The 24,877-nt window shown below is 66.0% G+C and carries 1 protein-coding gene; it reads right to left on the reverse strand.

What is annotated here, in order from left to right:
- Positions 1-13: 13 nt before the first annotated feature.
- Positions 14-24,460 carry a non-ribosomal peptide synthase/polyketide synthase gene (locus tag ACFRAQ_RS15950; RefSeq protein WP_379099870.1) on the reverse strand — a complete coding sequence of 8,149 codons (24,447 nt, stop codon included), beginning with the start codon at positions 24,458-24,460 and terminating at the stop codon, positions 14-16.
- Positions 24,461-24,877: the final 417 nt, after the last annotated feature.

Below are 24,877 nucleotides of genomic sequence, written 5' to 3' on the forward strand. Positions count from 1 at the left end.
TGCTGAGGATTAGTCAACATAGGTTCACGAACCTTTCCAGGACCGAGCCGACAACGGCCATTGCGTGCGAATGACTGAACTCGAGGTGACGTGCGTCGACAACCGTGTTGTGTATCTTGCCGTTCACGTACGGGCGCCACGCCTGCACGAGAGCGTCCTCTTCCGTGCGGTCTTTGCCGGCAGTGAAGAAGAGGAGATCTCCGTCGAAAACTGCGGGCCGGTAACCGGCTGCCAGGTCACTCGCGGTAGCGAAACTCTCCATCACCCGATCCGTCTGTTCGGCGGTGAACAGCCCGGTTCCGACCACTTGGCTGCGGATGACCGCCCATGCTTGCTCATGGCTGTGCGCCTGTACCACATCGCCGAGGTCGAACAATTCCCGCCAGCCGCCGAGGAGGTCCGCCATCAGGTGTCCTGGTGCGGACTCGTCCCCCGCGGCGATCATCGAATCAGCGGACATATCTGGTGCGGAATCCAACAGGGTCAGGGTGCCGACGAGTTCACCGTCGCGCTGCAACCTGACCGCGATCGCGTGCGCGATTTGCCCACCCAGCGACCATCCGAGCAAGTGATACGGACCGTGCGGCTGCACTCCGCGAATCTCGGCCGCATACCGCTCTGCCAACTCATCCACCGATTTCGCGCCTGGTTCGCCCGCGACCACATGTGGATCCTGCAGGCCGTACACCGGTCGTTCCTTGTCCACATGCTCGACCAAGCCGCCGTAGAACCACGCCAATCCGCCGGCGGGGTGTACGGCGAATATCGCAGGCTTCGATCCGCTCGCACGAAGCGGAAGCAACACCTCCAGACCGGAGCCGCCCGCGGCTTCGTCGGCCCTGCGCGCCAACGCTTTCGGTGTCGCATCGTCGAACATCCAGGGCAAGGCGATCGTCACGCCACGAGCGCTCAACTCGGCCACCGCCATCGTGGCCAGCAGCGAATTGCCTCCCAGATCGAAGAACCCATCCGACACCCCGACCCGCTCCAGGCCCAGGACCTGTGCGTAGACGTCGGCGATCAACTTCTCGGAATGAGTTCGCGGCGTGACGAACTCGGTCACCGATGCATCGAAATCGGGAGCGGGCAGAGCCTTTCGATCGAGTTTGCCATTGACCGTCAATGGCAGACCTGGCAGCACCATTACCGCCGAGGGGACCATGTACGTGGTCAGTACACGGGCGGCAGCCTCCCGGACCTCGCCCGGATCGATCTGCTGGCCGTCGGCCCCCACCACGTAGCCGATCAGCTGATCGACGCCGTGCACATGGCGATGCACCGCGGCGGCGGCGCGTACCACATGCGGATGCCGGAGCAATGCGGATTCCACCTCACCCAGTTCGATGCGGTAACCGCGCAGCTGTACCTGCGCATCCGCTCGACCGGTGTAGGTCAATTCGAGCCCGCGCGCGGACTTGCTCCACCGGCCGAGATCTCCGGATCGATACAACCGCGAACCATGCGAGTCGAAGGGATCCGCGACGAATCGTCCTGCGGTCAAAGCCGGGGCGCGCAGGTAGCCTCGCGACAGTTGCCCGCCGGCCACATAGATCTCCCCGGCGACGCCGATCGGCACCGGTCGCAACCGGTCGTCGAGCACATACACCCGCAACCCTGGCAGCGGTGATCCGATCCCGGCCACCTCCATGCCCTCGATCGTGCGGAACGTGACGTGCACCGTCGTCTCGGTGATCCCGTACATGTTGACCAAGCACGGTGATTTTCGATCGTGATCCGCGAACCAATTGGTCAAGCGGGATACATCCAGCGGTTCGCCACCGAATACGACGTAACGCAGAGCGAGTTGACCTGCGGTGTAACCAGATTCGCGATATACGCGCTCTGCTTCGGCGAATCCGTAAAACGCCGACGGGGTCTGGCTCAATACCGTCACACGCTCGCGCGCCACGAGATCGACGAACTCCTTCGGCGACCTGGATGTGTCGTAGTCGACCACAACCAGCCTGCCACCGGACAGCAGCGCACCCCACATTTCCCATACCGCGAAATCGAAGGCGTACGAATGGAACAGCGTCCACACGTCGTCTGGGCCGATATCGAAACGTTCGGCCGTGCTGGTGAACAACGTGACCGCTTCGCGGTGACTGATCGGCACTCCCTTGGGACGGCCCGTCGATCCGGAGGTGTAGATCACGTACGCGACATTGTCCCGCCGCAACTTCGGCATCGCCGCGTCGGCGGTGTCCGCTGCGTCCGCACAATCCTCGACCAGCACCATCGGTGCCGCGTACTCAGGCAGGGCCGTAGCCGTTTCGACGGAGGTCAGCACCACCGCTGGACGCGCGTCATCGAGCACGAACCGCAATCGGTCGTACGGATACGCCACGTCGAGTGGCAGATACCCGGCGCCTGCCCGAATCACTGCGAGCAGGCCCACGACCAGTTCGACCGAACGCGGCAATGCGACGGCCACAAGCGATTCCGGCTCCACACCCTGTTCGATCAGCCGGGCCGCGACCTGGGCGGACCGATGATCCAGTTCCGCGTAGGTCAGCTGCGAGACGCCATCGGTGACCGCGACGGCATCCGGTTGGTCCAGGGCTCGGGCAGCGAACAAGTCTGCGAGTGTGACATCTGCGACCACGGCGCCGTCTTCCCCTGCCGCGTCCAGCAATTCGCGCCGCTGCATCGGATCGACGATGTCGATATCGCCGACAGGCACCGCGGCATTCGCGGTGACGTACTCCAGAATCCGGATGTAAGCGTGCGCGAACCGAGTCATCGTCTCGTTCACGAAGAGATCGGTAGCGAAGGTGAGTCGTCCCACCATGCCGTCTGGACGGCCGCCCTGACCTGATCGCTCGGCCAACTTCACATTCAGGTCGGCCTGCGCCTGTTCGAAACCGTTTTCCATCAGCTCGATACCGAGCTCCGGCAGCTCCAATGCGGCCTTGCCCAGGTTCTGGACATCGAGCGTTACCTGATACAGCGGAAGATGCGCGGTCGACCGGGGCGGATTCAGCGCTTCCACGACTTGTTCGAAAGGCACATCCGCATGCGCGAACGCCGCCAGATCCGTCTCACGGGTCGAGGCGAGCAGTTCGGCGAACGGCTGCCGCATCGACACCCGTGACCGCAGCACAAGGGTATTGACGAACATACCGATCAGATCGTCGAGGTCACGCTCGCCACGTCCGGCTATCGGGGCGCCGATCGCGATATCGTCGACGCCGGCCAGCCTCGACAGCAGCACGGCCAGCGCGGCCTGCAGGACCATGAAGACCGTCGCGTTCGCCTCGCGTGCCAGGCCGGCGATTCGCTCGTGCAGATCCGCGGAAAGTTCGAACTCGATCGCGCACCCATCCATCGACGCGACCGGCGGCCGTGGAAAGTCGGTCGGCAGCTCGAGCAGCTCGGGCAGCCCGGCAAGGGTGTCCTTCCAGAATCGCAACTGCTGGGAGATGACCGAGTCCGGGTCGTCCGCCGACCCGAGCATCTCGTGCTGCCACAGCGCATAGTCGACGTACTGGACCGGAAGTACCGGCCACGTGGGCTCTTTCCCATGGCTGCTCGCCTCGTACGCCATCGCCACATCCCGCGCAAGCGGGATGATCGACTGGCCATCCGTGCAGATATGGTGCACACAGATGACCAGAACGTGGTCCTGGTCGTCGACAGCGAGCAATTCCATCCGCAACGGGGGCGCTTGCGTCACATCGAAACCCGCCGACACCACGGCGATCACGCGATCCATCACCTGATGTTCGCCGACCTGAACCGGAATCAGCGCGGGTACGACCTCATCGACAGCGACGGCAACCTGACAGGGCCGGCCATGGACCATCGGGAACTTCGTACGCAGCGATTCGTGCCGTTCGACGACCAGTTCACACGCGTGCCGGAGCGCATCGATGTCGAGTTCTCCGCGCAGCCGGATCACCAGCGGGATGTTGTACCTGCCGACGGCGGTGTCGAACTGATTGAGGAACCACATTCGCTGCTGCGCCGGTGACAGCAGTACCTGCGCAGGCCGGGGGCGCGCCGTCAACGGCACCCGGGAGTCGCGGTCGAGAGTCGCCAGCCGAGCGGCGAGTTCGGCTACCACCGGCGCCTGGAACAGGTCGCGGACCCCCAGTCGCACTCCTGCCGCCGTACTCAACTGTGCAGCCACCCGAGTGGCCGACAGCGAATCGCCGCCCAGGTCGAAGAAGCTGTCCGTCGCCCCGGCACCGTTGACGCCCAGCACGTTCTCGAACACGGCGGCGACACGTCGTTCGGCGTCGGTGCGGGGAGCGACCCGTTCTCGGCCGACCGCGAATTCCGGAGTGGGAAGCTTCGAGCGGTCGAGTTTGCCAGTCGCGGTGAGAGGAAGTTCGGACAGCACCGCGAACGCCTCGGGCACCATGTGCGCGGGCAGCCGCAGCCGCGTAGCGGCACGAACATCATCCGGATCCAGCTCCTCGTCAGTGACGAGATAGCCGACGAGTCGGTCGATGCCGCGGTGATCCTTCCGCTGCAGAACTACCGCTTGGGAGATCCCGGGATACCCGGCCAGAACAGTTTCGATTTCACCGAGTTCGATGCGCTGGCCACGGATCTTGACCTGGAAATCGCGGCGTCCGAGATATTCCAGAGTGTGCTCCGATGTCCAGCGAACCAGGTCGCCGGTGCGGTACATGCGCGAACCTGCCGCACCGATCGGATTCGCCACGAACGCGCCCGCGGTGGCCGAGGCTCGGCCCGCATAGCCACGCGCCAATTGCACCCCCGCGAGGTACAACTCTCCCACCACCCCGACGGGCACCGGCCGCAACCACGCATCGAGCACGACAGCCTCGACACCACGGATCGGCCCGCCGATGGTCACCGCGTCACCCGGGTGCAGCGCAGCGCTGATGGCGGCGAGAATCGTCGTTTCGGTCGGGCCGTAACCGTTCAGCAGAGTTCGGCCCGGCGCCCATATTTCGACCGTTTCCGGCGTTACCGCCTCGCCCCCCGCCACCAGCACCCGCAGCGAATCCATCCCGGCCGGCGACATCGTCGCCAACACGCTGGGAGTGAGGAAGGCATGCGAGATCTGCTGTGCGCGAACCAGTTCCATCAACTCGTGCCCAGCGAACACTGCTGGGGGCACAGCCACCAGGACAGCACCGCTGGTGTGAGCCAGCAGCACCTCGAGGACCATGGCATCGAAGCCGGGAGCAGCGACCTGCAGCACTCGCGATCCGGTGTCGACACCGAACCGATCCCACTGCGCGGCAGCGAAATTCGCGAGCCCCTCATGGGTGACGGCGACACCCTTCGGCATTCCGGTCGAACCCGAGGTGTAGAGAACGTATGCCACATCCTGGATGTGCGGCATCCGCACGAGTTCTCCAGCTGTGACGCGGGCGGGCGATTGCGCGATGACCGACCGCTCGATGTCCGCATCGTCCAGTACCAACGGGAATACCGTGCCGGGCAACAGATCTCGCGTCTCTTCGACCGTGACCGCCAGCTGAATGCCGGCATCCGCCACCATGAGCGCGATGCGCTCGGCCGGATTCCGGGTATCAACGGGCACGAACGCCGCGCCCGCTTTGGTCACCGCCCACAGGCCGATCACGAATTCGACCGACCGCGGCATCGCCAGCGCGACGCGATCACCCGGTCCTGTGCCCCATGCGATCAACTGCCGAGCCAGCTGGTTGGACCGGGCATCCAGCTCCGCGTAGGACAACGTGTCCTGACCGGACACTATCGCTGCCGCTTCGGGATTCACCGTCACGCCCGCTACCAGCAATTCCGGCATCAGGCTGGGTGCCACGGCCCCTCCGCCCGATGCGGGCACCAGCGTGCTCCGCTCGTCCTCGGTCAGCAGATCGATCGCACCGAGCACCGTATCCGGATCGCCGGCCAGCGTCCGTAGCACGGTTTCCAGACGGCCGGCGAGACCGGCCGCCATCACCTCGTCGACGCGGGCTCGTTGGTAGCGGACTCGGACGTGCAACTCGTCGGTTTGGTGCGCTTGCACGGTGATGGGGTAATGCGCCGCGTCGCGGCCGTCCGCCGAGACCACTCGCATTCCGTCGATGTCCACATCGCCCAGGCCACTGCTGTCGACCGGATACGACTCGAAGACGACCAGGGTATCGAACAATTGGCTGTTACCGGTGGCCGCCATGACCTGCGACAGTTCGAGGTAGTGGTGGTCGAGCAGACGGGTGTTGTCCGCTTGCAGTCGACGCAGCGCATCCTCGATGGTCAGATCTCGCCGCACCTCGGCGACGACCGGAATCGTATTGATGAACAGGCCGATCATCGACTCGACATCGGGCAATTCGGCGGGGCGGCCGGATACTGTGCTGCCGAACGCCACGCGTTCGACACCGAGCAGGTTGCCCAGCACCACGGCCCAGGCGAACTGCACGATCGTCGCCATCGTCACGCCCCGCGCCCGCGCGAATGTCACCAATTCCGCTGTAGCGGAACGATCTACAACGATCGGCACATCGATCGGAATGTCCGCCGTCGCCGGCGCGCGTGGATCGGCGACCAGCGTCGGTTCACCGATATCCCGGAGCGCGTCCCGCCACACCTCGATACTTGCGTCGCGATCGCGTCGGTCCAGCCATTCCAGGTACTGCCGATACGAGGCCGCTGGCGGAAGTGACTCCGGCTGGGCGGCAACAGCATACAAACCGATGAGCTCGCGCCACAGCAGCGGCAGCGACCAGCCGTCCAGGAGCAGATGGTGCGCCGTCAGCACCAGCCGGAACTCGTTCTGTCCAAGGGTGATCAGCAGGAACCGCAGCAGCGGCGGGTCGGCGGGATCGAAAACGACGGCCCGCTCGGCTTCGATCAGCGCCGCTACTGCGCTGGTGTCGCCGGAGAGATCGACCCTGCGCCAGGGCACGGTGGTGCTTGCCGGAACGACCTGCGCCGGAACGCCATCGACGGTCCGGGTGAAGGCGGCCCGCAGGTTGGGATAGCGTTCGAGCAGCGCTCGTACAGCACATTCGAGCCGGTTCTCGTCGACCGTGCCCGCAAGGGTCAGGACCGACTGCGCGGTGTACACGTCGAGTTCGCCCGCCGCGAGTTCGGCGTGGAACAGCAGACCCTCCTGCAGCGGCGCCAATGACCATACGTCGCTCAGTGGACCGTACCGGTCTGCCAATCCGTTCAGATCGAGCTGCGTGACGTCGACCAGCGGAACGTCGGCCCGGGACAATCCCCACCGCTCGTCGGCGCGAGCGAGGGTGGCGATCTCGGTGACGGCGTCGACCCATCCGGCGACGAGTTCGGCCACATCGTCGTGCTCGAGCAGCCGGGACGCGTAGCCGACATGCGCGGACAGTTCAGGTCCGGTGTCGGTGTCCACGATATCGACGTCGATCGTGATCACCGCTGCGGCGGGCATATCCGGATCGAAGGCGGATCGGCGGTCGAACTGCTCATCGGTCGGGACCCACGCGAGATCCGACAGGGCGGTGAGATCCACACCGGCCCGGCCGAGATTGTTGAAACTGATCTGCGGCTGGGGCGCCTTCGCGAGCACGTCGGTGGTGTCGGTGTTCAGATAGCGCAGCAAGCCGTATCCGATGCCCTTGTCGGGTATCTCGCGCAGCTGGTCCTTGACGGACTTCACTGCCGAACGCAGGTCCGCGTCGTCGATTCCGCTCAGGTCGAGGGCCACGGGGTACGCGCTGGTGAACCAGCCGACGGTGCGTGACACGTCCGCTCCCGGGGCGATCTGCTCCTCACGGCCGTGTCCTTCCAGCAGGACTTTCATGCCCGGGTGCGGAAGGCCGCGCCGTGCGCGCCAACGGGTCAGGGCCACGGTCAGCCCGGCCAGCAACGCGTCGTCGACGTTGCCGCGCACGGCCGTCGGTATCGAGTCCAGCAATGCCGAGGTCACCGCGGCCGGAATGGACGCTGTCAGGTACCGCACCGTCGCGTGGGTATCGACGGCGGGATCGAATTCCGCCGTCCCGAGCAGCGGATCGGCGGCGGTACTCATCCGCTGCCACAGCTCGAACTCGCTGCCCCGGCCGGCTGCGGCAGCGGTCAGCGCGTGTGCCCATCGCCGCATCGACGTACCCTGTGCCGGCAACTCGACCGTGCGTCCCTGCCCGATCTGCTGCCACGCGGTGACGAAGTCGGGCAGCAGGATTCGCCACGACACCCCGTCGACAGCCAGGTGGTGAATCACGATGAGGGCCCGGGCATCGGCCTCGACGCCCGATTCCGGAAGCAGGCACGCGACCTGCATCATCCGGCCCGCCGCGGGATCGAGACGATCCGACGCCTCGGTCAGCGCCGCTTCCACCACAGCCGTGAAACCGTCGCTACCCGGCGCCTCGTGCGCCCGGAAGGTTCGCACGAATACCGCGCCGGTCGCATCGGCGGCGTGAGCGGGTAGCGCATCCATGCACTGTTCGCGCATCCGCGACCGCAACATGTCGTGCTGTTCGAGCACTGCCCGCACGGTCGCGATCACCTCGTCGACGCGCGCGTCCCGCGGCAGACGAACCAGCATCGACTGTGCGAACCGATCGGCTGTCCCGACCCGGTCGACGAACCAGGACACGATCGGCGTGAAGGGAATGTCTCCCACGCCACCGCCCGGCAGCTCCGCGAGGAACACCCGGTCCGCAGCCACGGCCACCTGCGCCAGCCCGCGAACGGTCTTGTGCTCGAAGACATCCCGCGCGGTCACGACCACACCCGCCGTCTTCAGCCGCGAGACCAGCTGGATCGACATGATGGAGTCACCGCCGAGCGTGAAGAACGAGGTCGTCACACCAACCGACGCGACGCCGAGCACATCCACGAAAGCGGCGGCGATCGTGCGCTCCAACTCGTTTGCCGCGACCACGTCCTTGTCGCCGCCGGTATCGAAAACTGGTTCGGGCAACAGTTTTCGATCCACCTTGCCCGTCGAGGCGAGCGGCATGTGGTCGAGCACGGTGATCGTCGACGGCACCATGTGGGCGGGCAGCACCGCAGCGAGGTGGTCGAGCACGGCATCGGGTTCAACCGCCGCCGCGGGCTCGGCCACGACGTACGCGGCGAGCACGGGCTGCCCGCCGGGTCCCGAGCGGCTCACGGTGACGGCGGTGGCAACCTGCGGGTGTGCCTGCAGCACAGCATCGATCTCCCCGAGTTCGATGCGCTGGCCACGAATCTTGACCTGGAAGTCGACGCGGCCGATGTACTCCAGCACACCACTCGCGGTCCAGCGGACGATGTCGCCGGTGCGATACATCCTCGATCCCGGCGCACCGTAGGGGTTCGCCACGAACGCACCGGCGGTCGTAGCGCGGCGGTTCAGGTAGCCACGCGCCAAGGCACCGCCGGAAAAGTACAACTCCCCGGGCACACCGATGGGCATCGGACGCAGCCGGGCGTCCAGCACCACCGCCTCGACGCCGCGGATCGGACCACCGATAGTGATCGGGTCGGACGGCTGGACCGGATCGCTGATCGTGACCACGATCGTCGTCTCGGTCGGACCGTAGATGTTGTGCAATTGCCGCCCCGGCGCCCAGGTGGCGATCAGGTCCGCGGACACCATCTCGCCGCCGACCGCCAGTTCCCGCACCGATGCGAAGTCCTCGGGCGACATCGTCGCCAGCACACTGGGTGTCAGGAACGCGTGGGTCACCTGATGTGTGCGGATCAGTGCGGCCAGATCAGGGCCGCCGAAAACCTCCGGTGGCGACACGACCAGGCAAGCGCCGGCCGCGCACGCCATGAACGCCTCGAGCAGCACCGCGTCGAAGGCAGGCGCCGCCACTTGCAGGACACGCGATGTGGCGTCCACCCGATAGCGGACCCGCTGCTCGGCCGCGAAGCCTGCCAACCCCTCGTGGCTGACCACCACACCCTTCGGTGTTCCGGTCGACCCCGACGTGTAGATCACATACGCGGCCTCCCGAATCCGTACGGCCCGGCCACGAGCCGCATCCGTGATGGCCCGGCCGGTCTGCGCGGCGATCTCGGCGGCTGCTTCCGGTTCGTCGAGCACCAGCCATCGGACATCGTCGGGAAGCGACGCGCGCGCGGACGCGACCGTGATCCCCGCGGTGACACCGGAATCGTTCACCATGTGCGCGATCCGCTCCGCGGGATAGCGCAGATCCACCGGTACGAACGTGGCGCCGGTCTTCGCGATCGCCCACATGGCGACGTGGTAGTCGACCGAACGCGGCACGGCCAGTGCGGTGAGCGTGCCCGGCCCGGCTCCTCGGGCGAGCAGGTGTGCGCTGAGCTGATTGGACCGGCGGTCGAGTTCGGCGTAGGTGAGGGTTTCGGTTTCGCCGATCACGGCGGTCGCGGTCGGATCCGCTGCCACCGCCGCGGCGAGTAGATCGGGCAGCAGACACGGCGCCGGGCTCTCGCCACCTCGCGCCGGGACCAGTCGCTCGGCCTCCGATGTGTCGAGCAGATCGATGCCGCCCACCGTCCGGGCCGGGTCGGACACGACCGACTCCAGGACCCGGAGGAATCGCGCCGCGAGCGATTCGGCCGTGGACGCCACGAAAAGGTCTGTGGCGTAGATGATCTCGCCGTCGATTCCGGCCGGCCGACCGCCGTCGCCACGTTCGGTCATCAGCACGGTGATATCGGTTTTCGCCTGCGCGATACCGGGGTCGAGCAGTTCGACATCCACGCCGGGGAGCTCGAACCGGGCCGCACGCATGTTCTGCAGACCGAACATCACTTGATAGAGCGGTGTGTACGCGGTGGATCGGGCACGGTCGAGGATGTCGACGAGCCGCTCGTAGGGCACATCGGCGTGAGCGAGCGCTTCCAGGTCGACGTCGCGTACTTCGGCCAGGAGTTCGCGGAACGACAGATCGTCCCGGACTCGCGTGCGCAGCACGACGGTGTTGACGAACATGCCGACCATATCGTCCAGTTCCCGGCTGCCTCGGCCGGCAACCGGAGAACCGATCGAGATGTCCGCGCTGTGCGCGGTGCGCGCCAACAGGATCGCCAGTGCGGCATGCAGCACGACGAACACCGTGACACCCTCGCGTTGGGACAGCCGCGCTATCTCGTCGTGCAGCCGCGCCGAGAGCGCGAAGCGAACACTGCCGCCGGCCATCGACATGGTGGCGGGCCGGGGTCGGTCCGTCGGCAGGTCCAGCAGCTCCGGAGCATCGTCGAGGACCTCGCTCCAATGTGCGATCTGCCGCGCGATCGGCGACTCCGGATCGCCCTCGGCACCGAGCGTTTCGGCCTGCCACAGCGCGTAGTCCGCGTACTGGACCTCGAGCGGTTCCCACTGCGGTGCTTCGCCGTTCACACGCGCGGCGTAGGCGGCGAAGATATCGCGGCCCAGCGGTGCCATCGAGGAACCGTCGGCCGCGATGTGATGGACCACGAGCACGATCACATGCTCGTCGTTCCCTGTGCGGTACACCCGTGCTCGCACCGGCACCGAATCCACGACATCGAAACCTGTTTCGACGACCTGCCGGATCCGGTCGGCCAGCTCCGCCTCGTCGGCGACAGACTCCGGATCCAGCGTCAGCTCCGCGGCCGCGGCCGCGACCTGACGCACTACCTGGCACGGTTCGCCGTCGACGGCGGGATACACCGTGCGCAGTGGCTCGTGCCGCTCCACGACGTCGAGTAGCGCCGCCTGTAGCGCCTCGAGATCCAGCCGGCCTGTCAGCCGGGCCGCAAAGCAGATGTTGTATGCCGCCGAGGCGGTGTCGAATTGATTGAGGAACCACATCCGCCGTTGTGCCGCCGCCAACGGGACCGCTGCCGGGCGCGGCCTGGCGGTGAGCGGAACCGCCGCGTGTCCGGCTCTCGTGCGCAGGCGCTCGGCCAATCCGGCAATCGTCGGTTCGGTGAAGATGTCGCGAATGCCGACCTCGATGCCGAGCTCCGCGGTGGCCCGGGCTGCGATGCGGGCGGCCGAGAGTGAGTTGACCCCGATCTCGAAGAGGTTGGCCGTCACGGTCACCCGATCGCGATCGGTGATCTCCGCGACGATTGCCGCAAGGGCCGCTTCGCGTTCGGTGCGGGGTGGCACGAATTCCTCGGCGTCGTCGAACACCGGCTGCGGCAAGGCAGCTCGGTCGAGCTTGCCGTTCGGTGTCGACGGGATCGCGTCGAGGACTTGAACGGCGGCCGGAATCAGGTAGGCCGGCAATGCGTGGGTGAGCCGGTCGCGAATCGAGCGCCCATCGGTGCGCGCACCGGGAGCGAGTGTCACGTATGCGACGATTCGATCCGTCGTGGCTACGGCCACAGCGCGTGCGACGTCCGGGAGCGCGGACAGCGCCGCTTCGACGTCACCCGGCTCGACCCGCTGGCCGCGGACCTTGACCTGGAGATCGCTGCGGCCCAGGTATTCCAGCTCGCCGGTTTTCACCCATCGGACGAGGTCGCCGGTGCGGTACAGTCGCTCACCGGGCCTGCCGAAGGGGTGCGCGACAAAGGCGCCGCAGGTGAGGTCGGGACGGGCGTGGTAACCGCGCGCCAGCTGGACACCCGAGACGTAGAGGTCGCCGACGACACCGATCGGCACCGGTCGCAGCCATGGGTCCAGGACGTAGACCCGCATGCCGGCCACCGGTGTACCGAGGGGGGCCATCGAACGGTTCGCTATCCCCGGCAGGCAACGCGCAGCCGTCACGACTTCCGCCTCGGCCGGGCCGTACCAGTTCACCACCTCGGCATGCGCGAATACCCGCGAGGCGGCGTCGACGATGCGCTGCGCCAGCGCCTCACCGGCGACGAAGACCCGTCGGATCGACGGCAGTGGGGTACCCGCGGTTGTTTCGACGAGAACCTCGAGCATCGATGGCACGAAGTGCACGGTGCTGACCTGATGGTTCGCAATGATGGTTGCGATGTATCCGGGATCGCGATGTCCATCGGGTTCGGCGACCACGATCTGCGCACCGGTCTGCAACGGCCAGAACAGCTCCCATACGGCGATGTCGAAGGTGATCGGGGTCTTGTGCAGGACGGTGTCGGACGCGTCGTGCGGCCATTGCCGCTGTGCCCATGCCAATTGGCTCACGGTCGCGGCGTGGGTCAGCGCGACGCCCTTGGGGACTCCCGTGGAGCCGGAGGTGAACAGGATGTAGGCGACATTGTCCGGCCGCAGCGGCGTACGACGCTCGGCGTCGGTGATCGGGACATCCGGAAGACCGGCCACGTCGACTCGATCGATGCACGAGATCTCGAACCCACTCGGCAGTGCGTCGCCATCCGCTGAGGTGGTGAGTACCAGCAGCGGCTGCGCCGCGTTCAGCACATCAGCGATGCGGGCGGTCGGATGATCCGGATCGATCGGCAGGAACGCGGCGCCCGCCTTGACTACCGCGTACAGCGCGGTAATGAGGTCGATCGATCGCCGGATGCCCACCGCGACAACAACTTCCGGCCCGGCGCCACGGGCGATGAGCCATCGGGCCAGGCGATTGACGCGGGTGTCGAACTCCCGGTAGGTCATCCTGATGCCGCCCGGAAGACAGATCGCCGGAGCATCCGGGGTTCGGGCGACCTGTTCGTCGACAGCGTCGACCAGCGTCCGGCCGGTCGCCGCGGGGCCGGCGGTGTCGTTCCATCGCCGCAGCACCAGGTGGCGCTCCGCGGCATCGAGCAACTCGATACCGCCGACCGCCGCGTCGGCATCGGTCGCGGCGGCGTCGAGCACACGCACGAATTGTTCCGCGAAGCGCAGCGCTGAGTCATCGTCGAAAAGGTCAGTGGCATACGTCAGCCGCAACGTCATGCCGGTCGGCTCACGGTGAGCGCCGTGTCCCTCCGTGATCATCAGCAGCAGGTCGTAGATCGCGGCGCTGTCCTCCGGATCGAGGCTCTCCACGGTGAGACCCGGAAATTCGACCCGCGCCTGTGCCATGTTCTGATAGGCGAGCATGACCTGGAACAACGGCGTATGCGACGTCGATCGCGCTGGGTTCAGTGCCTCCACCAACTGCTCGAACGGGACGGTGGCATGGTCGAAAGCCTCGGTGGCCGTGCGCCGCACCTGGTTCAGCAGACTGGTGAACGATTGATCCCGCCTGCACCGGCTGCGCATCACCAGGGTGTTGACGAACATCCCGATCAGGTTGTCCAGCGATCGATGGCCGCGGCCGGCATGTGGCACACCGATGGTGATGTCGTCACTGCCGGAAAGTCTCGACAGCAACACCGCCAACGCGGTGTGCACGACCATGAATGTCGTCGCCCCGGCGCGCCGCGCCAGCGCCTCCAACCGGGCGTGCAGCTCGCTCGGGATCGTGGCGTGGACGACCGCGCCGCGTTGTGTCTGCACGAGCGGCCGTGGCCGGTCGGTCGGCACTTCGATCACATCGGGGATACCCGCGAGTTGTGCTCTCCAGTAGGCGAGGTCGTGGGCCAGGTACGAGTTCGGGTCCTCCGCCGAGCCGAGCACCTCGCGCTGCCAGAGGGCGTAATCAGCGAACTGTACGGACAGCGGCGCCCAGTCCGGCGGATTGCCGCCGGACCGTGCACGGTAGGCGGTGACGATGTCGGCGGCCAGCGGTGCAACCGACGAACCGTCGCAACTGATGTGGTGGACTGCCAGCGCGATCACCCAGGTCTCGTCGGACAGTCGATACAGGGCAACGCGCAGCGGCACGCCCTTCGACACATCGAATCCGGTGCCGAAGAACTCGGTCAATCGGGCCGGCAACTCGTGCTCACCGACCGGTTGCGGCCCGAGATCCCAGTTTCCGACGACGTCGGCCGCGTCGAGCGCGACCTGCGTCGGCGTGCCGTCGACCGCTGGATACATGGTGCGCAGACTCTCGTGCCGCTCGATGACGTCACCGACCGCCGCTGCGAGCGCATCGAGATCGACGCTACCGTCGAGCCGCATCGCCAGCGGCACAACATATCCGGGCGAACTCGGATCGAACTGGTTGAGGAACCACATCCGGGCCTGTGCCAGTGACAGCGGGATACGATCCGGGCGCGGGGTGCGAGTTGGCGCGGGCAGGTTCGGCACCGCGCGCAGCTGCCCGATTCGTTCGGACAGCTCTGCGACAGTGGGTGCTTCGAAGATCGCCCGCACCGGCACGGTGACGCCTGCGATGTCGCCTATCCGGCTCAGCGCACGCGTTGCGAGAAGCGAGTTTCCGCCGAGGTCGAAGAAGTTGTCGTCCGCGCCGACCTCTGGAACGTCGAGCAGTTCGCCGACTACCCCGGCGACGGTCTGCTCGATGAGGCCTTGCGGCGCACGGTATCCCGCTTCGTAGCCTCTCACATCCGGTGCCGGCAATGCCCGGTAGTCGACCTTGCCATTGACGGTGAGCGGGACAGCATCGATTCGGACCATCGAGGACGGCACCATGTATGCCGGCAGCCGCTGCAGCAGGAACGCCCGGACCTGCCGGAGGTCCAGTGCCTCCGCGGCAACCAGGTACGCGACCAGGCGCTGTTCGCCGCGCTCGGTGCGCATCTGCACGACGGCCGCGGCAACCTGCTCGTGCGCGACCAACGCGGCTTCGATGTCACCGAGTTCGATGCGGAGACCACGCACCTTCACCTGGGTGTCGGCACGGCCGACATAACGCAGGTTGCCATCCGAGCCCCAGCGAACCAGGTCACCCGTGCGGTACAGCCGGGCACCGCTTGTGCTGCCGAAGGGGTCGGCGATGAAGTTCGCTGCCGTCAGGCCAGGGCGTTCGTGATAGCCGCGAGCCGGCTGGATTCCACCCAGGTACAGCTCTCCGGTCACCCCGACAGGAACCTGACGCAGTCGCGAATCGAGCACGCGCACAACCACATTCGCCTCGGGGATGCCGATAGGCACGGTGACGTCGTCGAGCGCGTCGATGCGGTGAGCGGTGACGCTCACCGCCGCCTCCGTCGGCCCGTACAGGTTGTCGATGCGCGCTGGGCTGAGTTGCCGGAAGCGACGGACGGTCTCGGCCGGCAGTGCCTCACCGATGCACAGCACCCGCCGCAGATCAGGGAACTTCCGCGCGCCGGCCGCATCGAGGAATGCCGACAGCGAGGACGGCACGAAGTCCACGGTCGTAATGCGGTGTTCGGCGAGCAGCCCGGCTGCGGTTCCGGGGTCGAGGTGCGCGTCGCGACCAGCGACAACCACCGACGCGCCGCAGGTGAGTGCGGAAAACAGCTCCCAGACCGAGAGATCGAATGTGGTCGGCGTCCGCAACAGCATGATGTCCTCGGCCCCGAGCCCGTAGTGATCCCGCAGCCAGCGAAGTTGGTTGACCACCGCGGCATGCGGTACGGCCACCCCCTTGGGCACGCCGGTCGAGCCGGAGGTGTAGATGACATACGCCAGATCATCCGGGCGCAGCGCCCGGGGCCGATCGGCGTCTGTCAGCGTCGACGTATCCGCGCGCTCGCCATCGAGCTGCTCGAATGCCCACACCGGTACGTTTTCGGGCACATTCGCCCGGTCGACCGGCCGGGTGATGACGGCACTCGGTCTCGCGTCGGTGACGACCGCACGCACCCGGTCGACTGGATGATCCGGATCCAGCGGCAGGTAGGCCGCGCCGGCCGCATGAATTGCGTACAGCGTGGTCAGCAGATCGACACAGCGGCGCATCGCGACAGCGACGACGGTTCCCGGGCCGACTCCGCGTCCGATCAGCACCCGGGCCAGCGAATTCACCCGCGCAGCGAATTCCCCGTAACCGAGCCGGCCGCCACCCTCGGCGTCGACAACCGCGATCCTGTTCGGGTTCGCGGCAGCCTGCGCGGCGAACAGGGACGCGATCGTCTCGGACGGGGGACTCGTCAACTCACCGCTCGACCACGCCGCCAGCTCGCGCGCCTCGTTCGCGGTCAGCAGCTCGATATCGCCCACGACACAGGTGGGCTCGGCCACGATCGCCTGCAGCAACTGCAGGTAGCGGTCGAACATCGCGGCGACCGTCGCCTCGTCGAAAAGATCTGTCGCATAACTGAATTCGACCGCCATGTCGCCCGGGTCGCCATCCGACGCCGGTGAGTCGACAAGGTTCAGATGCAGGTCGTACTTGGCCACGCTCGGATCGACCATCCGGGCCGAAACCGTCAGGTCCGCGAACTCCACGGTCGGGATCTCGATGTTCTGGAACGAGAATCCAACCTGAGTCAAGGGCGAATGTGCGGTCGAGCGAGGCGGATTCAGCACCTCGACAAGCCGTTCGAACGGAATGTCGGCGGTCTCGAATGCGCCCAGATCGGCGGACCGGACCTGATCGAGAATGTTCAGAAACGACGAGCCAGGGTCGATGCGGGTCCGCAATACCAGTGTATTGACGAACATTCCGATCAGATTGTCCAGTCCGGGCTCGCCGCGGCCGGCGATCGGTGTGCCCACCGCGATGTCGCCGGTTCCCGAAAGCCTCGCCAGCAGCGTGGCGTACGCCGCATGCATCACCATGAAGACCGTCGCGTCGAGTCGCCGGGCCAACGCGATCACATCACGATGGAGGTCTGCGGGAACCACCGTCGATATGGCCGCACCCCGGAACGACTGTCTGGCCGGTCGTGGACGATCGGCCGGCAGGTCGAGTACCTCGGGCAGGTCGGCGAGGGTCGCGCGCCAATACTCGAGCTGGGCGGCGGTCAGGCTGTTCGGGTCATTTTCGGAACCGAGTAGGTGTTGTTGCCACACAGCGTAATCCGCGTATTGCACGGGCAACGGCGTCCACTGCGGGCACTGGTGTCCGACGCGGGCCTGGTAGGCGGTCGCGAGGTCTGTGGCCAGCGGCGCCAGCGACGACCCGTCGAAGCTGATGTGGTGGACGACGAGAATCAGAGTGTGCTCGTCGGGTGCACTGCGCAGCAGGGTCATCCGAAACGGAACCTCGGAGGTGACATCGAACCCGGCGGTCACCTCCGCGCCGATGCGCGCCTCGACCTCGCTTTCCGGAACCGGCACCGGCTCCAACGAAGGCCGTGCCGTCGCCACCGGCACAATCACCTGATGCGGTCCACTGTCGCTGTCCGGGTAGATGGTTCGCAGAGATTCGTGCCGGTCGATCACATCGGCGATCGCCGCGTGCATGGCGGCGACGTCGAGGTTGCCCGACATGTGGACGACCATCGGAACGTTGTACATCGGCGAGGCGGTATCGAACTGATTGAGGAACCACATGCGCGTCTGCGCGGGCGAGAGCGGGATCCGGTCCGGGCGCTCTTGCGGGCCCAGCGGTTCCCGTCCGGCCGCGTCGCTGGTCCGAATGCTCTCCGCCAGCGCGGCGACGGTCGGCGCTTCGAAGAGCGTGCGCAACGAGACATCGGTGTCGAACGCGGCGCTCAGCTGCGCTGCCGCCCTGGTCGCGGACAGCGAGTTGCCGCCCAGATCGAAGAAGCTGTCGAACACACCGACCCGTTCGATTCCCAGCACGGCGGCACACACATCGGCGACCAGCTGCTCGGCCGCGTCGCGCGGTGCGACGTATTCGGTTGTGCCGGTGGCGAAAACCGGCTCGGGCAACGCCAGACGGTCGATCTTGCCCACTGCCGACAACGGCAGCGTGTCGAGCACCATCACCGTGTCCGGGACCATGTGGGACGGCAGGCGCCGCTCGGCGTAACCGAGCAGATCCGCGGTGTCGACGGCGCCGTTGGCCGACACGACGTAGGCCACCAGTCGCGACCCGCCGGCGGTCGCCGCACCCACCGTCACCGCTGCTGCCACGGCGGGGTGCGCGGCGAGAACGGCCTCGATCTCGCCGAGTTCGATGCGCTGTCCCCGGATCTTGACCTGGAAGTCGGCGCGACCGAGATATTCGAGGGTTTCCTCGGATGTCCACCGGACCAGATCACCGGTGCGGTACATCCGGGTGCCCGGGGGACCGTACGGATCGGCCACGAAGGTGGTGGCTGTCGCGGCCGGTCGCTTCAGGTATCCGCGGGCCAGCTGCACTCCGGAGACATACAGCTGTCCCGATACTCCGACAGGCACCGGCTGCAGGCCCGCGTCCAGTACCACGGCCTCGACGCCACGAATCGGGCCGCCGAGGGTGACGCGGTCCCCGGCGCACAGCGGGTCGCTGATCGCCACCATGATCGTGGTCTCGGTGGGTCCGTAACCGTTGAACAGCTGTCGGCCCGGCGCCCATACCGCGACCGTCTCCGCCGACACCGCCTCCCCACCGGCGACCAGCACCCGCAGCGAATCCAGACCGGCCGGCGACATTGTCGCCAGGACACTCGGGGTCAGGAAGGCATGCGATACCCGCTGCTTCCCGATCAATTCCGCCAACTCACGGCCCGCGAACACCTCGGGAGGCGATACCACCAACGCCGCGCCGCTCGCATGAGCCATCAGCAACTCCAGCACAACCGCGTCGAAACCCGGTGCTGCCAACTGCAACACCCGCGACGAACTGTCGACCCGATAGCGATGCCGCTGCTCGGCAGCGAAATTCGCCAGTCCCGAGTGCGTGACCGCGACACCCTTCGGTGCCCCCGTCGACCCCGAGGTGTAGAGCACATAGGCCACGTCCGAGACACGGCAGGACCGCAGCCGGTCTGCATCCGTCACCACGGCCGAGGACCGAGCCGCGATGTGCGCCTGTGCGTCAGGTGCATCGAGCACCAGCCGCTGAACCCAGTCCGGCAGCAGGTCCTGTGACACCTCGACGGTGAGACCCACCCGCACGTCGGCATCGGCCACCATGAGGGCGACGCGGTCGACCGGATTGCGCGGATCCACCGGCACGAACGCCGCGCCCGCCTTGGTCACCGCCCACATCCCGACCACGAACTCCACCGACCGGGCCATCGCCAACGCGACCTGGTCGCCCGGGCCGACACCGCATGCGATCAATTGCCGGGCAACACGATTCGACTGCTCATCGAGCTCACCGTACGACATCGTGTGCCCACCCGAAACCACAGCCACCGCATCGGGATCCGCGACCGACAACAACTCCGCCAAGACCCGCGGCGCCACGGCACGGCCCCCCGACGCGGGCACCAACCCGGCCTGCTCGCTCCCCGACAGCACATTCACGCGACCCACCGGCAGGTCGGGACTCGACACCACCGCATCGAGGACCCGATTCAGCCGCACGGCCCATTCCTCGACCGTCTCCCGATCGAACAGATCTGTGGCGTAGTTGATCCGGAGGGAGACATCGCCTCCCGCAGAAGCGTTTTCGGCGACGGTGACGATAACGTCCACCTTCGCCGGTTGCGGCCCCGGATCCAGGATCTCGACCGTGAGTTCGGGCAGCTCCAGCCGTGGACGGTCCATGTTCTCGAAAACGAGGTACACCTGGCACAGCGGTGCGTGCGCGACCGATCGCCTGGGATCTATTTCATCGACAATCCGTTCGTACGGAAGGTCGCTGTTGGCAAACGCGTCGACATCGATGTCCTTGACCCGCCACAGAAACTCGAGGAGCGATTCATCGGAACGCACTTCGGTACGTAGCGGCACCGTATTGACGAACATGCCGACGAGCGGTTCCAGCGCACGCTCCCCTCGGCCCGCGACCGGTGTCCCGATGGTGATATCCCCCGAGCCCGACAGCCGGGCCAGCAGCACCGCCAGCGCGGCATGGATGACCATGAAGGTGGTGACGCCGGACGTGCGGGCCAGATACTGGATCGCAGCAAAGGTTTCGGCTGGGATCACGCTCTCGGCGATGTCGCCGCGCATGGATTGGCGAGCAGGACGCGGACGGTCCGCGGGCAGCTCTAGCAACGGCGGCATTCCCGCCAGTTGTGTCACCCAGTAACGCAACTGGCGTGCCGCCAACGACTCGGGATCGTCCTCGTCGCCGAGCATCTCGTGGCGCCAGATGCTGTAATCGGCGTATTGCACGGTCAGGGGCTGCCAGTCCGGGGTTCTTCCCTGCGACCTTGCTTCATAGGCCGTCGCGATATCGACCGCGAGCGGTGGAAGCGACGAACCGTCACAGCAAATATGGTGCAGAACCACGACCAGCACGTGCCGACGCCGTTCGCTGGACTCGAGCAGCGCGACTCGGATCGGTGGACTTGTTCGGACGTCGAAACCGGTCGAAGTCAGCTCACCGATGCGATGCGCGATGTCGGCGCAATCGATCGTCTCCGGTATCAGGCCGACACCGTGCCCGGGTGCCAGAACAACTTGCCTCCCTTCCCCTTTCGTGTCCGGATAGACGGTCCGCAGGGATTCGTGCCGATCGATCACATCCATCAGAGCCAGGCGCAACGCAGTGACATCGAGTCGTCCGGTCAGCTGCACCACCAGCGGAATGTTGTATGCCGTGGAGGCCGGGTCGGCCTGATTGATCAGCCACATCCGATTCTGCGCCGGCGACAACGGAATCGGCTCGACGCGCGGTTCCGCGCGCAGCACGAGCGCTCTGTGGTGGTGTTCGATGTCGATATACGCGGCGAGTTCGGCGACGGTCGGCTTGCTGAACAGATCGCGGACCGACACAGCGGATCCGGTCAGCTCGGCGATTCTCGCGGCGGCATTGGTCGCGGTGAGCGAATTGCCGCCCAGTTCGAAGAAGTGGTCCAGCACGCCTATTCGCTCGAGGTCCAGCACCTCGGCGAAGATGGCCGCGATCGCCTCCTCGACCGCCGAACTCGGCGCCACATAGGCTGCGGACGAATCGAAGATCGGCTCCGGCAGCGCCCGATAGTCCACCTTGCCGTTCACCGTCAGCGGCAGCTCGGGCACCACCACGACGACGGCCGGCACCATGTACTCCGGCAGTAGCGTCGCGACATACGTGCGGAGAATGTCGGCTGTACAGGCATCTTCACCGGTCGGCACGACATAGGCCACGACCTTGGCCGCCGCCGTGCCAGGGCGATGGACGATGACAACCGCTGCTGAGACCGCGCTATGGGTCGACAAAGCGGTGCGAATTTCATCCAACTCTATGCGAAACCCACGCAGTTGCACCTGCTGATCGGCACGGCCACGGTATTCCAGCTCACCCTCGTGATTCCAGCGTGCCACATCGCCGCTACGATAGAGCCGCTCGCCTGGTCGGCCGAACGGGCTGGCAACAAATCGGGCGGAAGTCAGCGATGAGCGGTTGAGATAACCGCGGGCGAGTTGCGTTCCGGCAACGTAGATCTCGCCCCAGGCGCCCAACGGCGTCGGCCGCAATTGTTCATCGAGAACATAGGTGCGCAGACCAGGCAGTGCCGGACCGATCGTACTCGGGGCGTCCGCCGTCGCGATGCTCCGTGTCATGCCGAAATAGGTCACGAACACCGTGGTTTCGGTGATGCCGTAGCTGTTCGCCAGCACCGGGAGCTCCGGGTTGTGCTCATACCAGTCCGCCAGCACAGCCGGATCGAGTCGTTCGCCCGAGAGTATGACCAGTCGCAGCGAAAGCTCACCGTCAGGCTCACCCGCATCTATGTACCGCCGGTACGCGGCACCGAACTGCTGGAACGCGAACGGTGTCTGGTTGAAGACGGTCACCTTCTCGCGTGCCGCCAAGCGCACGACATCGTCTGGTGACCGGGTGGTGGGGGTGTCCACGACTACCAGGCAGCCACCACTGGCCAACGCGCCGAAGATCTCCCACACCGAGTAGTCGAACGCGAAGGAGTGGAACAACATCCACACGTCGCCGGGCTGCACGCCGATCTCGGCGCACGCGTTCACCAGGTACGTCGCCACGGCGCGATGGGCAATGGCCACGCCCTTGGGCCGACCGGTCGACCCCGAGGTGTAGATGACGTAGGCGATGTTGTCGGGGCGCAGCGGGCTGGTCCGGTCGGCGTCGGTGACAGGTGTCGCAGCCTCGTCGCCGGCGACCTCGTCGAACAGCACCACGCGGCCCGGGTCTCCGGGCACAAGCTCGCGCATGTCGCCGGTCGTGACTACGGCGATCGGATCGGCGTCGTTCAGCACGTATTCCAGCCGATCGGCCGGATGCGCGATATCCAGCGGCAGGTATCCGGCGCCTGACTTCAGCACGGCCAGCGTGACGATGATGAGATCGGCATCCCGTGGCATCGCGATCGCCACCAGCGAGTCCGGGCCCGCTCCGAGCGCGATTAGGGTGCGTGCGAACCGATTGGAACGCTCGTCCAGCTCCCGATAGGGGAGGGGGCCCCCCTCCGATGTGACGGCAACTGCCGATGGAGTCGCATCGGCCTGTCGCGTCAGCAAATCCACGAGCGTTGCCGTACTCGTTGCCCCGTCGCGGCCGGCCAGCTCCCCGGCGATCTGCGCCTCTTCAGCACGGTCAACGAGCGGAACAGCGATCAGGGCTGTGTCGACGGGCGCTTCGATCAGTCGTTGCAGGAAGGCGATGAATCGGTGGGCGTGCGCATAGAGTTCATCCTGGCCATAGAGATTCGCGTTGCCGTGCAGTTCGATCAACAGTGGCGCGTCGACCCCGGAACGGTAGAGATTCAGCTGGAGATCGTCCAATGTGCCCGAGGTCAGCGCGCGATAGCGGCCGACAGCAGACCCGAGACGAATTTCGGAGTCGAAGAAGAGGATATTGACGATCGGACCGAACGAGTTCGCAGACGCATCCAGTGCATTCGAATCGCGGCGCAGGTCCTCGAACCGGTAGAGCTGATGCCGCATCGCGGAGACGAGTTCGGACACCGATGCACGGACCAGTTCCTCCACGGTGGTCGTTCTATCCATCGTGAATCGGATCGGCACCATGTTCGCCAACATCGCGGCAGCATTGCGCAAGCCCTTCGTCACGCGCCCGCTCACCGGCATCGACAACACCACATCGTTGCCACCGGTCATCCGTGCGAGGAATGCGGCGAATGCCGCCACGACGACCTGCGCAGGCGATGCTTGCAGGTTGCCGGAGAAACGGTCGAGCAGGTCGGACAACTGCGGCGGAAGCTCGACGCCGGAAACACGATCGACCTTGCTCGGGCGGGCAGCACGACCGGACAGACTCGTCGGCGTCGGAAGGTCGGCAATCCTGCCGAGCCAGTATTGCCTGTCGTTCTCGAACCGAGAGCTCGCCCGATACGCTTGCTCCGCCTCGATGATGTCGCGCAACGTGTCCGCTTCCCGAGGCGCCGGCGGCCGACCCTCGAGCAATGCGTTGTAGTGCTCGGCCAGCCGGGTCAACACGTTGAATGCACCGTAGCCATCGATGACGAGATGATGGGCACGCGCGTACCACAGATACCGATCTTCGGCGATTCGGATCAACCGTGTCTCGGCGAGCCGGTCACGGCTCATATCCTCGGCTCTGGCTTCGAAATCGTGCCGCATCCATTGCATTGCCGCCGCGAACGGGTCACTCTCCCCGCTGACGTCCAGCACAGACTCGTCGTAAGTCATATTGCGATCGACGAATTGATAGGGAACGCCGTCGAACTCGACCACCCGGACGACCAGAGATTCGGATTCGTGGCCGGCAACGTTCACCGCCTCGATGAAGGCTTCGACGTCGATCGGGCCCTCGATCTCGACGTACTGTGCGATGTTCATCGCCTGCCCGCCGGGCAGGTTATCCGCCAGCCACATCCCGTATTGCGCCCTCGATAGCGGAATCAAATCCGCCTGGCGGTCTGCAGGTTCGGTTGACCTCAGATTCATCTGGACCCCTTCACCGGTCGGCCTTTGGAATCCAACTCGGACTCCGCGCCGCAGTGCGACAACGCCCCCGCACCCGTACGTCAACGTTTCTTGGTATCTCAAAGCCTGAAGAGTCGAATATTTCCGACATCTGGCAAAGAATGCGGGCTCACAACATACCCGGCGTACAGCTTTCGAGCCGCGTTTCCGAACGGCATGCTGCTATGCGGTCACCGACCACAGGAGGGAATGCCGATCAAGTCGCGAAATCCACTACCACCCAGGGAAATCGGTCAGAACAAGGTTCAACGATCTGGCGAGCACGAGCTTAACATGCCTCGATCCGGATCGAGCAACATTGGCACATGGTTCTCGGCCTGGAGCCCGCAACGCGCGGGACTTTCTCCGGGCGGCACACTCGCGCCGAGTCATCCGAAC

Source organism: Nocardia sp. NPDC056611, from assembly GCF_042792755.1.
Lineage (GTDB): Bacteria > Actinomycetota > Actinomycetes > Mycobacteriales > Mycobacteriaceae > Nocardia.